This window comes from Mycobacterium sp. NGS18, assembly GCF_059813185.1.
The window spans coordinates 23762-37627 of sequence record NZ_JCALEC010000010.1 but is presented as its reverse complement, the minus strand read 5'-3'; the positions used below and the strand labels follow the sequence as shown (position 1 = coordinate 37627).

The 13866-nt window shown below is 69.5% G+C and carries 13 protein-coding genes and 2 pseudogenes; 10 read left to right on the top strand and 5 right to left on the bottom strand.

Translation table 11 applies throughout. From position 1 onward, the window contains the following. Positions 1 to 9: 9 nt before the first annotated feature. Together AC5Y31_RS17485 and AC5Y31_RS17480 are read left to right on the top strand one after the other, a co-directional pair. The gene (locus AC5Y31_RS17485) at positions 10 to 1008 is read left to right on the top strand and encodes an MOSC domain-containing protein (RefSeq protein ID WP_499981836.1); all 999 of its coding nucleotides are present in this window, start codon (positions 10 to 12) and stop codon (positions 1006 to 1008) included. 16 nt (positions 1009 to 1024) lie between these two features. Continuing rightward, positions 1025 to 1672 carry a nitroreductase family protein gene (locus AC5Y31_RS17480; protein WP_499981835.1) on the top strand — a complete coding sequence of 216 codons (648 nt, stop codon included), beginning with the start codon at positions 1025 to 1027 and terminating at the stop codon, positions 1670 to 1672. Between the two features lie 59 nt (positions 1673 to 1731). On the opposite strand, the gene AC5Y31_RS17475 is transcribed toward AC5Y31_RS17480, so the two are convergent. Next, positions 1732 to 2196: a tRNA (cytidine(34)-2'-O)-methyltransferase gene (locus AC5Y31_RS17475; RefSeq protein ID WP_499981834.1), complete on the bottom strand. Its 465-nt coding sequence runs from the start codon at positions 2194 to 2196 to the stop codon at positions 1732 to 1734. A 267-nt stretch (positions 2197 to 2463) separates the two neighbouring features. On the opposite strand from AC5Y31_RS17475, the gene AC5Y31_RS17470 reads away from it, so the two are divergent. The 5 genes from AC5Y31_RS17470 to AC5Y31_RS17450 are packed head-to-tail and all read left to right on the top strand — an operon-like array spanning position 2464 to position 7229. Further along, complete coding sequence (locus AC5Y31_RS17470) at positions 2464 to 5256, top strand: sensor histidine kinase (RefSeq protein ID WP_499981832.1); 2793 nt, start codon at positions 2464 to 2466, stop codon at positions 5254 to 5256. Next, a complete protein-coding gene (locus AC5Y31_RS17465) occupies positions 5253 to 5699 on the top strand; it encodes a roadblock/LC7 domain-containing protein (RefSeq protein ID WP_065026137.1) in 447 nt (148 codons plus the stop codon). Before AC5Y31_RS17470 ends, AC5Y31_RS17465 begins: the two co-directional genes overlap by 4 nt. A 12-nt stretch (positions 5700 to 5711) precedes the next feature. Beyond that, on the top strand, positions 5712 to 6092 hold the full coding sequence (locus tag AC5Y31_RS17460; RefSeq protein ID WP_065026138.1) for a DUF742 domain-containing protein: 381 nt from the start codon (positions 5712 to 5714) through the stop codon (positions 6090 to 6092). Beyond that, positions 6070 to 6660: a GTP-binding protein gene (locus AC5Y31_RS17455; RefSeq protein ID WP_065026139.1), complete on the top strand. Its 591-nt coding sequence runs from the start codon at positions 6070 to 6072 to the stop codon at positions 6658 to 6660. The genes AC5Y31_RS17460 and AC5Y31_RS17455 overlap by 23 nt, the downstream gene beginning before the upstream one ends. Continuing rightward, a complete protein-coding gene (locus tag AC5Y31_RS17450; protein WP_065026140.1) occupies positions 6657 to 7229 on the top strand; it encodes a pentapeptide repeat-containing protein in 573 nt (190 codons plus the stop codon). Before AC5Y31_RS17455 ends, AC5Y31_RS17450 begins: the two co-directional genes overlap by 4 nt. A gap of 2 nt (positions 7230 to 7231) precedes the next feature. On the opposite strand, the gene AC5Y31_RS17445 is transcribed toward AC5Y31_RS17450, so the two are convergent. Both AC5Y31_RS17445 and AC5Y31_RS17440 read right to left on the bottom strand, forming a co-directional pair. Beyond that, on the bottom strand, positions 7232 to 9922 hold the full coding sequence (locus tag AC5Y31_RS17445; RefSeq protein ID WP_499981829.1) for an ATP-binding cassette domain-containing protein: 2691 nt from the start codon (positions 9920 to 9922) through the stop codon (positions 7232 to 7234). A gap of 63 nt (positions 9923 to 9985) precedes the next feature. Next, positions 9986 to 11170 (bottom strand): NADH:flavin oxidoreductase, encoded by a 1185-nt coding sequence (locus AC5Y31_RS17440; RefSeq protein WP_499981827.1) that lies wholly within the window; start codon positions 11168 to 11170, stop codon positions 9986 to 9988. A gap of 39 nt (positions 11171 to 11209) precedes the next feature. Between AC5Y31_RS17440 and AC5Y31_RS17435 the strand changes: the two genes are divergently transcribed. Both AC5Y31_RS17435 and AC5Y31_RS17430 read left to right on the top strand, forming a co-directional pair. Next, positions 11210 to 12058, top strand: coding sequence for a bifunctional methylenetetrahydrofolate dehydrogenase/methenyltetrahydrofolate cyclohydrolase (locus AC5Y31_RS17435; protein WP_301633943.1), 849 nt, complete (start codon positions 11210 to 11212; stop codon positions 12056 to 12058). Further along, the gene (locus AC5Y31_RS17430) at positions 12055 to 12339 is read left to right on the top strand and encodes a DUF3017 domain-containing protein (protein WP_499981825.1); all 285 of its coding nucleotides are present in this window, start codon (positions 12055 to 12057) and stop codon (positions 12337 to 12339) included. The genes AC5Y31_RS17435 and AC5Y31_RS17430 overlap by 4 nt, the downstream gene beginning before the upstream one ends. Positions 12340 to 12352: 13 nt before the next feature. Here AC5Y31_RS17430 and AC5Y31_RS17425 read toward each other — a convergent pair whose 3' ends face one another. After that, entirely contained in the window at positions 12353 to 13216 is an 864-nt protein-coding gene (locus AC5Y31_RS17425) for a cyclopropane mycolic acid synthase family methyltransferase (RefSeq protein WP_499981823.1), read from the bottom strand. 190 nt (positions 13217 to 13406) lie between these two features. On the opposite strand from AC5Y31_RS17425, the pseudogene AC5Y31_RS17420 reads away from it, so the two are divergent. Continuing rightward, positions 13407 to 13551: pseudogene (locus tag AC5Y31_RS17420) on the top strand (hypothetical protein); the annotation flags it as partial. On the opposite strand, the pseudogene AC5Y31_RS17415 reads toward AC5Y31_RS17420, so the two are convergent. After that, positions 13529 to 13819: pseudogene (locus tag AC5Y31_RS17415) on the bottom strand (DUF732 domain-containing protein); the annotation flags it as partial. The pseudogenes AC5Y31_RS17420 and AC5Y31_RS17415 sit on opposite strands and share 23 nt — an antisense overlap. Between the last annotated feature and the right edge of the window lie 47 nt (positions 13820 to 13866).

The window sequence follows — 13866 nt, the reverse complement described above, 5'->3', positions numbered from 1 at the left end:
CTGCAGAGTATGGGCGAGGTCGGTCGAATCACCGGCATTTGGCGCTACCCGGTGAAATCCATGGCCGGACAGCGCGTCACCACCGCCGGGGTCGGCAAGCTGGGCCTGCACGCGGACCGGACGTGGGCGGTCCGCGACCTGGAGAAGAATGCGACCACCAGCGCCAAGCGCCTGGCGGGGCTGTTGTTGTGCACAGCGCGCTATGCGCTGCCGCCGCCACCGGAAGCCGGTCCCGGCCACGCACCGGAGGTGGTCATCGAATTCCCCGACGGCAGCGAGATCTCCAGTTCCGACCCGCAGGTCCACGCCGCGCTCTCGGCGTACCTCGACCGAGACGTCGAACTGCGGCCGCTGCCGCCGATCGAGGACCGCGACCAGTATCGCGGGTCCATGGCGAGCGCGGCCGATCTGCACCAGTACTTCGGTCTCGACGAGGACGAACCCCTGCCGGATCTGTCGATGTTTCCGGTCAAGAAGCTCGCCGAGCTGAGCCGCTACATCACGCCGGTCGGCAGCTATGTCGACGCCTATCCGGTGCACGTGGTCACCGAGCAGACCCTGCGCACGATGGCCGGGCTGACCCCGGGTTCCGACTTCGACGTTCGGCGCTTTCGCCCCACGGTCCTGGTAGATGCGGCTAGCACTTCCGGGGCTTCCGGCCATCCCGAGACCGACTGGTGCGGAGGCACATTGCAGGCGCCGCTGGCCGCCGTCAAACCGCTGCTGCCCACCGTCCGCTGCGTGATGCCGTCGCACCCCCAGCCTGAGTTGGGTCGCGACCGTCAGATCACCCGCAGCATCGCCGCCCACACCAATCACTGCCTCGGCGTCTACGGCACGGTGGTCCGCAATGGGGAACTGCGCGAAGGTGATCCGCTCGAGTTCGTCCCGTCGGACCGGTCGATCCTGGCCTCCACCGCGGGAGCGGGCGCCATGCGGGTCAAACGCCTGCTGATGAAGGCCGGCACCACCGCGATATCGCGCGGTGTGAAACTTCGGCAGAATTAGCAGTTAGCCTGCACAGATGAACCTCAACTTGTCCGCAGACGAAGTTCTGACCACCACCCGATCGGTCCGCAAGCGACTCGACCTCGACAAGCCGGTTCCGCGCGAGGTGCTGATGGAGTGCCTCGAGATCGCCCTGCAGGCCCCCACCGGCTCCAACGCCCAGGGCTGGCAGTGGATGTTCATCACCGACCCGGTCAAGAAGCAGGCGATCGCCGACATCTACCGCACCAACGCCCTGCCGTATCTGGACCGGCTGCGGCCCGACTACGGCGAGGGCGACGTCCGCAGTGAGCGGATGGACCTCGTCAGCGGCTCGGCCAAATACCTGGCCGAGCACCTGCACGAGGTGCCGGTGATGCTGATCCCGTGTCTGGAGGGTCGGCCGGAGAAGGCGTCGCTGGGCATCAGCGCGTCGTTCTGGGCGTCGCTGTTCCCGGCCGCCTGGAGCTACTGCCTGGCGTTGCGCTCCCGCGGGTTGGGCTCCTGCTGGACGACGCTGCACCTGCTCGAGGACGGCGAGAAGCAGGCCGCCGAGGTGCTCGGCATCCCCTACGAGGAGTACAGCCAGGGCGGGCTGTTCCCGATCGCCTACACCCAGGGCACCGACTTCAAGCCGGCCAAGCGACTGCCGGCCGAGCAGGTGGCGCACTGGGATACTTGGTGATCGCAAGCGCGGCGGAGCCGGGCGCAGCGGGTCACCAATAAGGCTCTAGTGAAACCGCGTCACATTCCGCCGGCGAACCCGTGCTGGCGCCAGGCCTCATAAGCCGCGACCGCGGCGGCATTCGACAGGTTCAGTGAGCGCCGGCCGGGCAGCATCGGGATACGCACCTGCGCGGTGACGTGCGGATCGGCCAGCGTTGCCGCATCCAGGCCGTCGGGCTCCGGGCCGAACATCAGCACGTCGCCGGCTTGGTAGCGCACCTGCGCGAACGAGGTTTGCGCGTGGGCGGTGAAGGCGAACACCCGGGCCGGCATCAGGGCGGCCCAGGCATCCGGCAAGGACGGGTGCACGGTGACCGCGGCCAGGTCGTGATAGTCCAGCCCGGCGCGGCGCAGTTTGGGCTCGGACAGGTCGAAGCCCAGCGGCTCCACCAGATGCAGCTCTGCGCCGGTGGCCGCGACCATCCGGATGGCGTTGCCGGTATTGGGCGGGATGCGCGGCGAATAGAACAGCACCCGAAACACGCAGCTGAGGTTACGGCCTGAGGCTCAGCCCGGGGGAGCGGCCACCGGACACGAAACCATCTCAGGAGCTGTGCCTTTTCGGTAAAGGCTATGGTGGTGGCACGCGCGGACTGTCATACTCGTCGAATTGCCGACGTAGGGACGGCCTAGATCAAGGCGGGTCTCACACCGCTCAGGGTTCAGCGGGTGCGATACGCCGGAAGCTCCGATGAAGAAGGCGCAAACGGTGAATTTCAGCCGAGCGGTCGGCGATCCGGCCGCCGAGCGGTGACGCTCTTCGACCACCCGGACGGGGTGGACTCAGCATTCGAGGACTACGCGGAAGAGCCGGACGCGCTGGCGGTGAAACGCCCGTCGCGGTGGTCGGTGCGCAACTGGCCGGTGCGGTGGAAGGTGCTGGCGATCGCCCTGCTGCCGATGCTGCTGGCCGCGGTCTTCGGCGGGCTCCGGGTCTCCAGCGCGCTGTCGGAGGCCAACCAGCTCCAACTGGTCGCCGACCGCGCCGAGATGGTCCCGGCGATCACCAATTACATGTCGGCGCTCGGCGATGCGCTGGTGGCCGTCTCCTCCGACGGGGACGCCGAGGGTGCCAGGAAGAACTTCGAGAACCGCAAGTACGAGCTGGCCTCGCGGCTGTCGCACACCGACGTCGCCACCGACGTGCGCTCCGGGGTGGGCACGCTCATCGAGCGTGGCGCGGGGCTGCTGGATCGGGTGTCGACCATCGGCATCGGTCTGCGCGACGAGGTGACCGGCTACGCGCCGATCCTGCTGACCGCCGAGGACGCCATCAACGGGTCGGTGCGTCTGGACAGTGAACGGATCCGGTCGCAGACCGAGGGCCTGAGCCGCGCCGTCGGCGCCCGCGGTCAGATGATGATGCAGGAACTGCTGGTCAACCGGGGCGGGGAGCTTCCGGACCCGGAACTGCGCACCTCGATGATGACCTTGGCCGGCACGGAGCCGTCCACGCTGTTCGGGATGAGCGAGGTACTCGGCGTCGACTCCCCGGAGGCCAAGAGCCTGCAGCAGCAGCTGGTGACCCGGATGGCGATCATGTCCGACCCCGAGCAGGTGCTGCCCAACAACCCGGTGCTGCGCGACTCCCTCCGCACCACCGACCAGATCGCCGCGCGGCTGATCGCCGAGAACACCGGGGCGGTGACCAAGGCGGTGGAGGACCGCGCCGCCGACCGGCGCGCCGCCGCCATCCGCGACATCGCGCTGGTGCTGGCCGCCATCGTCGCCACGCTGCTGGCGGTGTATTTGGTGGCGCGTTCGCTGGTGCGGCCGCTGCGCACGCTGCGCGACAGCGCGCTGCAGGTCGCGCATGCCGACCTCGAACACGAGATCGCCCGGGTGCGCGCCGGTGACGAACGCGAGCCTGCGCCGCTGCCGGTCTACACCACCGAGGAGGTCGGTCAGGTCGCCCACGCTGTCGACGAGCTGCACGCGCAGGCGCTGTTGTTGGCCGGTGACGAGGCCCGGCTGCGGCGCCTGGTCAACGAGATGTTCGAGACGATGTCGCGGCGCAACCGGTCCCTGGTCGACCAGCAGTTGGCGCTCATCGACCGGCTGGAGCGCAACGAGGACGACCCGGACCGCCTCGAGAGCCTGTTCCGGCTGGACCACCTCGCCGCCCGGATGCGGCGCAACGGCGCGAACCTGCTGGTACTGGCCGGTGCCCGGGTGCCGCACGAGCGGGGCCGGCCGATCTCGCTGGCCACGCTGATCAGTGCCGCCGCCTCGGAGGTGGAGGGCTATCACCGGGTGCAGACGGTGCTGGTGCCCGACATCACGGTGATCGGCGCCGCGGCGGCGGACGGCGTGCACCTGCTCGCGGAGTTGATCGACAACGCCTTGCGCTACTCGGCGCCGACGGAGCCGGTGCGGGTGGTCGCCGGTTTCGAGAACGACGGCGGGGTGGTGGTCGAGGTGGTCGACGCCGGGTTGGGGATGACCGACGCCGACCTGCGGATGGCCAACATGCGGCTGGCGTCCGGCGGCGAGTTCAGTCCGGAGAACGCCCGTCACATGGGTCTGTTCGTGATCTCCCGGCTGGCGCACCGGCACGGGATCGAGGTCCGGCTGTTCCCCGCCTCGCAGGGCTCGCGCGGCATCACCGCCGAGGTGTATCTGCCGGCGCACCTGCTGACCCACCGGCCGGCCGACGAGCCGGCCCGGCCGCAGTATCCGACGCCCCCCGCCCCGCCGGCGGTGCCGTCCTACCCGCCCGAACCCCAGGACTACCAGGACTACCAGGACTACCAGCCTTACCCGGCCGACGAGCCCGAGCCATATGCGCCACCCGAGGACGTCGAGCCCGGGCCCGTCGTCTCGCTGCTGCCGCGCCGCACGCCGGGCTCCAGCGGCATCACCGGCATGCCGACCGAACAGCCGTTGCACGAGCCGGTCGACGCCGGCCGGGTCCGCCGCGAACTGCCGCAGCCCTGGTGGGAGGCCTCCGAAGAACCTGCAGCAGAACCTGCAGCGGAACCCGCAGAATCGGCCGAAGAGGACGATCGCGAGCCCGAGCCGGTGGTGGAGAAGACCTCGCCGGCAGACACGTCGGCCTACTTCGCGGCGCGGGCCCGGGTCGAGCGCACCGAGGATGACCCCGACACCGACACGATCTATCAGCGGATGCTCTCCGAAGCGTTGGGTGCCGATCCCAATGACCCCAGTCTGCGCGCCGACCTGGACTGGCAGTCGGTGTGGGACCGCGGCTGGTCGGTGGCCGCCGAAGTGGAGAACATCCCCGTCGCCGCCCACACCGAACACGGCCTGCCGGTCCGCGAACCCGGCGCCCGACTGGTGCCCGGCTCGGCCGAAGCCGAGACGCCGCCGCAGGGCCCGGACGGTCCGGGCGGCACCGACGAGCCGGTAGCATCCAACGGCGTGCCGCGCGGGCCCGCCCACGAGGCGCCGGAGCGGGATCCCGCGGCGATCCGCGCCTCGATCAGCAGCCACTTCAGCGGGGTGCGCGCCGCGAGGTCGCACGCCCGGGACACCGGCCTCGAGACTGGCCTCGACACCGACCAGGGACATAATCAGCAATGACTTTCCCCACCGAACCCAGTGACCAGCGGCGCGCCCCCGAAGGCTCGTTGGACTGGCTGGTGACCACCTTCGCCCGCGAGGTGCCGGGGGTGTCGCACGCTGTGCTGGTGTCGGTCGACGGACTGACGGTCGCGGCCAGCGAGCACCTGCCCAAGGAGCGGGCCGACCAGCTCGGCGCGGTGGCGTCCGGATTGGCCAGCCTGGCCGGTGGAGCGGCTCAGTTGTTCGAGGGCGGGCGGGTGCTGCAGTCGGTGGTGGAGATGGAGCACGGCTACCTGCTGCTGATGCGAGTCGGCGACGGTTCGCACCTGGCGACGCTGGCGAGCTCCTCCTGCGACATCGGTCAGATCGGCTACGAGATGGCGGTCCTGGTGGAACGGGTCGGCGCGGTGGTGCAGTCGGCGCGCCGCAATGCGTCGTCGGCACCGGGCCGGCGCTCGTAAGGACCCGGTGACATGGACAGTCCTGAGCGCGCCGACAGCCCGGAGGCCGAAGCGCACCTGGTACGCCCGTATACGCTGACCGCCGGTAGGACCCATACCGACGTCAGGCTTCCTCTGGAAGCCCCGGTGCAGACCTTGCGGCCGGCGGAACCCAACCAGTGGCCGGCCAGCGACCCACGCGGCCGGATCGTCGAACTGTGTCGGACGGGCCCTTCGGTCGCCGAGATCTCGGCTCGGCTGGACCTGCCGTTGGGTGTTGCGCGCGTCCTGGTGGGGGATCTGATCACCTCGGGCTACCTTCGGGTGCGTCGCACGCTGAACGAGGCGTCCACCCGGGACGAACGCCGAGAACTGATAGGAAGGACGCTGCGTGGCCTACGAGCGCTCGGATAGCCCGCGCCGCGAGCAGGACTCAGCCTCGACGAAGATCGTCATCGCGGGCGGGTTCGGGGTCGGCAAGACCACGTTCGTCGGCACGGTCTCCGAAATCATGCCGTTGCGTACCGAGGCGCTGGTCACCGATGCCTCGGCGGCCGTCGACACCCTGGAGCCCACCCCGGACAAGCGGACCACCACGGTGGCGATGGACTTCGGCCGCATCACGCTCGCCGATGACCTGGTGCTGTACCTGTTCGGGACGCCCGGTCAGCGCCGGTTCTGGTTCATGTGGGACGACCTGGTGCGCGGCGCGATCGGTGCGATCATCCTGGCCGACTGCCGGCGGTTGCAGGACAGCTTCGCCGCGGTCGACTTCTTCGAGCACCGCAACCTGCCGTTCTTGATCGCGGTCAACGAGTTCGAGGGCGCCCCGCGCTACCCGGTCGCCGCCGTGCGCAAGGCGCTCGCCCTGCCGGACCACATCCCGGTGATCGCCGTCGACGCGCGCGACCAGCGGTCCGCGCGCGACGCGCTGATCGCCATCAGCGAGTACGCGCTGGCCAGCCTGGTCTCCAACGGTTGAGCGAGGCACCGCTGTGGTCCGGGCGTGAATTCGCGGGCCACGACTTTCGCGACGAGGACCTCTCGCGACTGCGTACCGAGCGGGTGGTGTTCGACGGCTGCGATTTCAGCGGCGCCAATTTCGCCGAGTCGCAGCACCGCGGTTCGGCGTTCCGCAACTGCCGATTCGAACGGACCTCGTTGTGGCACAGCGAGTTCTCCCAGTGCAGCATGCTGGGCTCGTCATTCGTGCAGTGCCGGATGCGGCCGGTGGTGCTCGAGGATGTGGACTTCACCTTGGCCGGGCTTGGTGGCAGCGACCTACGCGGCGTGGACCTCAGCGGCTGCCGGCTGCGCGAAGCCAATCTGGTGGAGGCCGACCTGCGTAAAGCGGTGCTGCGCGGGGCCGATCTGACCGGCGCCCGTACCAGCAGCACCCGGCTGGACGAGGCGGACCTGCGCGGGGCGCGGGTCGACGCGACGCTGTGGACCACCGCGTCGCTGACCGGCGCGCGCATCGATATCGGCCAGGCGATGGCGTATGCGCTCGCCCACGGTCTGCGCTTGGACAGCGAGCCCGACCAGCGCTGAGTTCAGCGCTTGAGCCGGATCTTCCACCACACCACCACGGTGTAGAACACCGACAGCAGGGCCAACATCCCCATGTCGAGCAAGAAGATGCCCTTGGTGTGGTCCCACAGGTGGTCCTTGGGGATCTGCGGCACGTTGACCAGCTTGTTGAAGTCGATCGCGGACGCGCCCGCGGCGTAGCCCCACCGGCCCGGCGTCACCCAGGCGGCCTGGGCAAGCCCGATCCGTCCGGTCACCGGGATCATGCCGCCGGCCAGCACCAGCTGCGACATGATCGACACCACCAGCATCGGCATGATCTGCTCGTTGGACTGCGCGAACGACGACAGCGCCAGTCCGAGAATCGCTGAGGCGACGCAGGTTCCGGCGACCGCGAGGAACAAGTCGAAATTCGCGCTGCCGAACATCACCGCGCCCTGCGTCGGTCCACCTTTGCCCAGAATCACGATCATGGTGGCAATCGCGCCCTGTGCGGTGGCGAACGCGCAGAACACCCCGACCTTGGCCAGCAGATAGGCGACCGTCGACAGGCCGACGGCCTGTTCTCGTTTGAAGATCGGGCGCTCCCCGATCAGATCTCGGATGGTCAGCGCGGTGCCCATGAAGACCGCGCCGATGATGAGGAGCACCATGATGTACTGCGGCTCGGTCGGCGCGTCGGGCCCAGGCATGCCGAGCCCGCCTTTGCCTTTCACCGTCAGCGACAGTGCACCCACGATGAAGGGCAATACCCCCAGGAATATCGAATAGCCCCGGTCGGAGACGATCAGCCGGACCTGGCGGCGCGCGATCGTCGACAGCTGTTTTCGCAGGCTCTCCGGTGGCGGGCTGCCCAAATCGGTCGGCGGCGTCGCGGGCACCGGGGCGGCGGTGCCCTGGTGGCCGCCTTCGCGCTCCAAAAACCGCCGGTTGGCTTCGTCGGGGTCGGCGCCGACGTTGGCGAAGATGTCGGCGTAGTTGTCGGCGCCCATCGCCGGGAAGACCTCTTTGGGCGGGCCGCAGTACGCGGTCTTGCCGCCGGGTGCCATCAGCAGAATCTGGTCGCAGACGTCCAGGTAGGACACCGAGTGGGTGACCACCAGCACCACGCGACCGGCGTCGGCGAGCCCGCGCAGCATCAGCATCACCTGGCGGTCCAGTGCCGGGTCCAGGCCCGAGGTCGGCTCGTCGAGGATCAGCAGCGACGGCCCGGTCAGCAACTCCAGGGCCACCGACGCGCGTTTGCGCTGGCCGCCGGAGAGCTTGTCGACCCGGGTGTCGGCGTGCTTGGTCAACTCGAGTTCCTCGAGGACCTGGGCCACCGCCCGGTCCCGGTCGGCTTTGGTGCTGTCCGGGGGCAGCCGCAGCTCGGCGGCGTAGCCCAGCGCCTGGTTGACGGTGAGCTGCCGGTGCACCACGTCGTCCTGCGGCACCATCCCGATCCGGCTGCGCAGTGAGGCGTATTCGGTGTGGATGTTGTGGCCCTCGAAGGTGACCGAACCCGCGGTCGGCTTGGTGTAGCCGGCGATCAGCCGCGACAGCGTCGTCTTGCCGGCGCCCGAGCCGCCGATGAGCGCGGTCAGGGTGCCCGGCCGGGCCGTCATCGTGACGTTGTTGATCAGTCGCTTGCCGCCCTCGACGTCGAAGCAGACGTCCCGGACCTCAAGCCCGCCAGACTTCGAGGCGGCCTCGGTGCGGCGCAGCAGGCTGCCGCCGGTGAATTCCAGGTCGACGTTGCCGATCGTGACCACGTCGCCCTCGGACAGGATCGCCGAGCCGATCCGGACGCCGTTGACGAACGTTCCGTTGATGCTGCGGCTGTCGCGGATCTCGGTGCCCAGCGGGGTCGAGATCAGCATCGCGTGGTGCCGGGAGGCCAGCACGTCGGAGATGACGACATCGTTGTCGGTGGCCCGGCCGATGGTCATCGCACCGGCCGGTGCTTCCGGCGGTGCGGCAGAACCGGGCCGCAGGATGTCGATCATCCGGGTGGCGAGATTGCCCATTTCCGGGGGCTTGGCCGCCACCGGCGCCATCCGGGTGGACGGCTGCCGCAGTGGAAACACCTCGGCCGGCGACGACGGCGGCGCGGGTGGTTGGACGGGAGGCTGATAGCCGGGCCGCAACGCGGCCTCGCCCGGCGGGCCGCCCGGGCCGGCCAGGCTGCCGGGGTAGGCCGGCTGCCAGTGAGTGGGAGGCGCCGGCTGCGGCGGCGGCGGGGCGGGCCGGTACGGCTGCTGCACGCCGGGCTGCCCGGCCGAACGCGGATCCGGGTAGAGCACCGGGTCGGGATGCGATGGGCGGCCCTGCGGCTGCAGCGGCCGGCCCGGGCGGGCGATTCCGGGCTGGCCCGGCGGCGGCAGCTGGATCGAGACGGTCTGCGGCGGACGGCCGGCCTGACCCTGGTGCCGCCCGACCTCGAAGGACACCCGCGGCCCGTCCGGGTTGCCGAGATTGACGGCCTGACCGTCGCGGACCTCGACGACCGGCACCCGCTGGCCGTTGACGTAGATGCCGTTCAGTGAGCCGTTGTCGACTCCCAGCCATCTGCCCTGCTCGAAGCGCAGCAGCAGATGCGCGCGCGAAACCAGGGGATGGGGGATGCGGATGTCGGCGCGCAGGTCACGCCCGATGACCACATCGTGGCCTGCGGAGAACGTGCCTTGCGACCCGTCGTAGCGCACGGTCAGCACCGGCGGAACAGGGTGACTCATCGGATCAACTGTATCGGGCGGAGGGAAGAGGTGGTTTGTCCGCCGGGCCGCGAGTCGAGATCGTCAGTGGATCGAGTCCGGCGCGCCGGTCACCACGCAGTGGGTGCGCTGATAGATCGTGGGCATGCACTGGTTGCAGTGGATGCATTCCGACAAAGTCGCCGGCTCGGCGGCGATCCGGTTGATCAGGTCCGGTTCGGCCAGCAGCGCGCGGGCCATCGCGACGAATTCGAAGCCCTCGGCCATCGCCTGATCCATGGTCTCGCGGTTGGTGATGCCGCCCAGCAGGATCAGCGGCAGCGACAGCTCGGCGCGGAACAGCCGGGCGTCGTTCAGCAGGTAGGCGTCTTGGTAGGGGTATTCGCGCAGGAACTTGTTGCCGGTCATGCGCATGCCCCAGCGCAGCGGCGGCGGGAAGACGCCGGCGAATTCCTTGACCGGGGCATGCCCGCGGAACAGGTACATCGGGTTGACCAGCGAGCTGCCGGCGGTCAGTTCCAGGGCGTCCAGGCCGCCGTCGTCCTGCAGCCACTTCGCGGTGGTCAGCGACTCGTCCAGGCTGATGCCGCCGCGCACGCCGTCGGACATGTTCAGCTTGGCCGTCACCGCGATCTGACCGCCCACCGCCTTGTGTACCGCCTGCACGATCCCGCGGGCCACCTTGGCGCGGTTGGCCAATGAGCCGCCGAACTCGTCGGAGCGACGGTTGATCAGCGGAGAAAGAAACGAGCTGGCCAGATAGTTATGGCCGAGGTGGATCTCGACGGCGTCGAAGCCGGCGTCGAGGGCGTAGCGGGCGGCGTCGGCGTGCTGCTTGGTGACTTCGTCGATGTCGTCGCGGCTGGCCTTCTTGGCGAACCGCATGCCGATCGGGTTGAAGAACCGCACCGGGGCCAGGGCGCGGGCCTTGTTGGAGCGGGCGTCGGCGACCGGGCCGGCGTGGCCGATCTGGGCGCTGACGGCCGCGCCCTCGGCGTGCACGGCGTCGGTGAGACGGCGCAGCCCGGGAACGGCCTCCGGACGCATCCACAGCCCGTCATCGGAGGTGCGGCCGCCTTGGGAGACCGCGCAGTAGGCGACCGTGGTCATGCCCACCCCGCCGGCTGCCGGCAGGCGGTGGTATTCGATCAGGTCGTCGGAGGCCAGCGCGCCGGGTGTGCGGTTCTCGAAGGTGGCCGCCTTGATGACTCGGTTCCGCAGAGTGATCGGGCCGAGCTTGGCGGGGCTGAAGACGTCGGGGGCGGGCATATCGGGAGAGTACGCGGGTGGTCATGCCAGACTGTCCGCGTGGGTGCGATCACGTTGGACGGCAAGGCGACGCGCGACGAGATCTTCGTCGACCTCCAAGCCCGGGTGGCCACGCTGGCCGCCGCGGGCCGTACGCCCGGGCTGGGCACCATCCTGGTCGGCGACGACCCCGGCTCACATGCCTACGTGCGCGGCAAGCACGCTGACTGCGCCAAGGTCGGCATCACCTCGATCCGCCGCGACCTGCCCGCCGACGCCAGCACGGCGCAGCTCAACGACACCATCGACGAGCTGAACGCCAACCCGGACTGCACCGGCTACATCGTGCAGCTGCCGCTGCCCAAGCAGCTCGACGAGAACGCCGCGCTGGAGCGCGTCGACCCGGCCAAGGACGCCGACGGACTGCATCCGACCAACCTGGGCCGGCTGGTGCTGGGCACGCCGGCGGCACTGCCGTGCACGCCGCGCGGCATCGTGCACCTGCTGCGCCGCTACGACGTGCCGATCGCCGGCGCTCATGTCGTGGTGGTCGGGCGCGGCGTGACCGTCGGCCGCCCGCTGGGACTGCTGCTGACCCGCCGCTCGGAAAACGCCACCGTGACGTTGTGCCACACCGCAACCCGCGACCTGCCGGCACTGACCCGGCAGGCCGACATCATCGTCGCCGCGGTCGGGGTGCCGCACATGCTGACCGCCGACATGGTGCGTCCGGGGGCGGCCATCGTCGACGTCGGTGTCAGCCGCACCGACGCCGGGCTGGTCGGCGACGTGCACCCCGACGTGTGGGAGGTGGCCGGGCACGTCTCGCCGAACCCCGGCGGTGTGGGCCCGCTGACCCGGGCATTCCTGCTGACCAACGTCGTCGAACGGGTCGAGAGCGCACTGTGACGCACGTGCGCCGGGTGCTCGCCGCCCAGTGGCCGATCGTGGTGGTCAGCCTGATCTTCTTCGCGGCGTTCGTGCTGGCCGGGGCCAACTTCTGGCGCCGCGGCGCGCTGCTGATCGGGATCGGCACCGGAGTGGCCGCCGCGCTGCGGCTGGTGCTGTCGCCGGATCGGGCCGGGCTGCTGGTGCTGCGCGACCGGGGTCTGGACTTCGCGACCATGGCCACCATGTCGACGGTGATGCTCTACATCGCCGCGACCATCGACCCGCTGGGCACCAGCTGATCCTGCGCTTGCGCTACTTCGCCAGGGTGAACTGGTTGACGTCGAAGCGGCCCTCCCGGAACTCCCGGGCGCAGCCGGTGAGGTAACGCATGTAGCGCTCGTAGACCTCTTCGGACTGCAGCTCGATCGCCTCGCACTCGTGCTCCTCCAACGCCTCCGCCCAGTGATCGAGGGTCATCGCGTAGTGCTGCTGCAGTGACTGGATGCGGTTTGGGGTAAAGCCCATCTTGACGGCATGTTCTTTGATCAGACCGACCGAGGGAAGCTCACCGCCGGGGAAGATCTCGGTCATCAGGAAGATCTGAAACTCGGCCAGCTCGGGCGTCAGCGCCATATTGTGTTCGACGATTTCCTGCGGGGACAAGCCGCAGATGGTGTGCAGCATCATCACCCCGTCATCGGGCAGCGCCTTGTAGGCCATCTTGAAGAAATCGTCGTAGCGGTCGTAGCCGAAGTGCTCGAACGCCCCGATGGACACGATCCGGTCGACCGGCTCGTCGAACTCCTCCCAACCGGCCAGCAGCACTCGTCTGCTGCACGGGGTGTCCATCGCGGCGAAGGTCGACTCCACATGGACGGCCTGGTTCTTGCTCAGCGTCAGGCCGATCACGTTCACGTTGTACTTCTCGATGGCCCGGCGCATGGTGGCGCCCCAGCCGCAGCCGATGTCGAGCAACGTCATGCCCGGCTGCAGTCCCAGTTTGCCGAGCGAAAGATCGATCTTGGCGAGCTGGGCTTCCTCCAGCGTCATGTCGTAGCGCCGGAAGTAGGCGCAGCTGTAGGTCTGGGACGGATCGAGGAAGAGCCGATAGAAGTCGTCGGACAGGTCGTAATGGGCTTGTACGTCTTCGAAATGCGGGGTCAGCCGGTCGCTCATGAGGGGTGGCCTTTCGGTCCGTCGGGGGCTTGTCAGTGCCGCCCGAAGGCCGTCCCTCCCCAGTCGGCCGAACCCGCATACCCGCTGTCGTCCCGGGTAAACAACAGCTCGCGTAAAACAACGCTGCCATCAACGGCAGCGCCGGCCCCTCGCCGGCGCTACCGGCTAAGCGACCGGGATGGCCGGGATCCCGCCGGGCAGCCCGGGAATCCCGCCGGGCAGCCCCGGAATGCCGCCGCCCGGCATGCCCGGGACCATCGGCAGCTCCGGCACCTGGCCGTTGGCCAGCTGCGACAGCATCTGCGGGCAGTAGATCTGCACCGCGATCTGGGTGAACAGCTGCGCCATCTCCGGTGACATCGCGGGACCGCCGCCCAGGCCGCCGGCGACCGGCGCCGCCACCGAGGCGGCCGTGCCGGCGGGTTCGGTGAGCATCGGGCAGACGGACTGGCCCAGCGCCGCGGTCGCGTCCGGGTCGCCGACCGGGACGCCCGCCCCGGTCAGATCGGACAGGAACGACGTGTCCACCGGACTGCCCTGCGCCGGCGCCGCCAGCCACACGGAGGCGATCAGGCCCGCCCATACCGTCCCGGCCGCGGTCATCGCCGTCGCCGTCGGCACCGCCGTCCTCGCGCGGCTGAACTCCATGT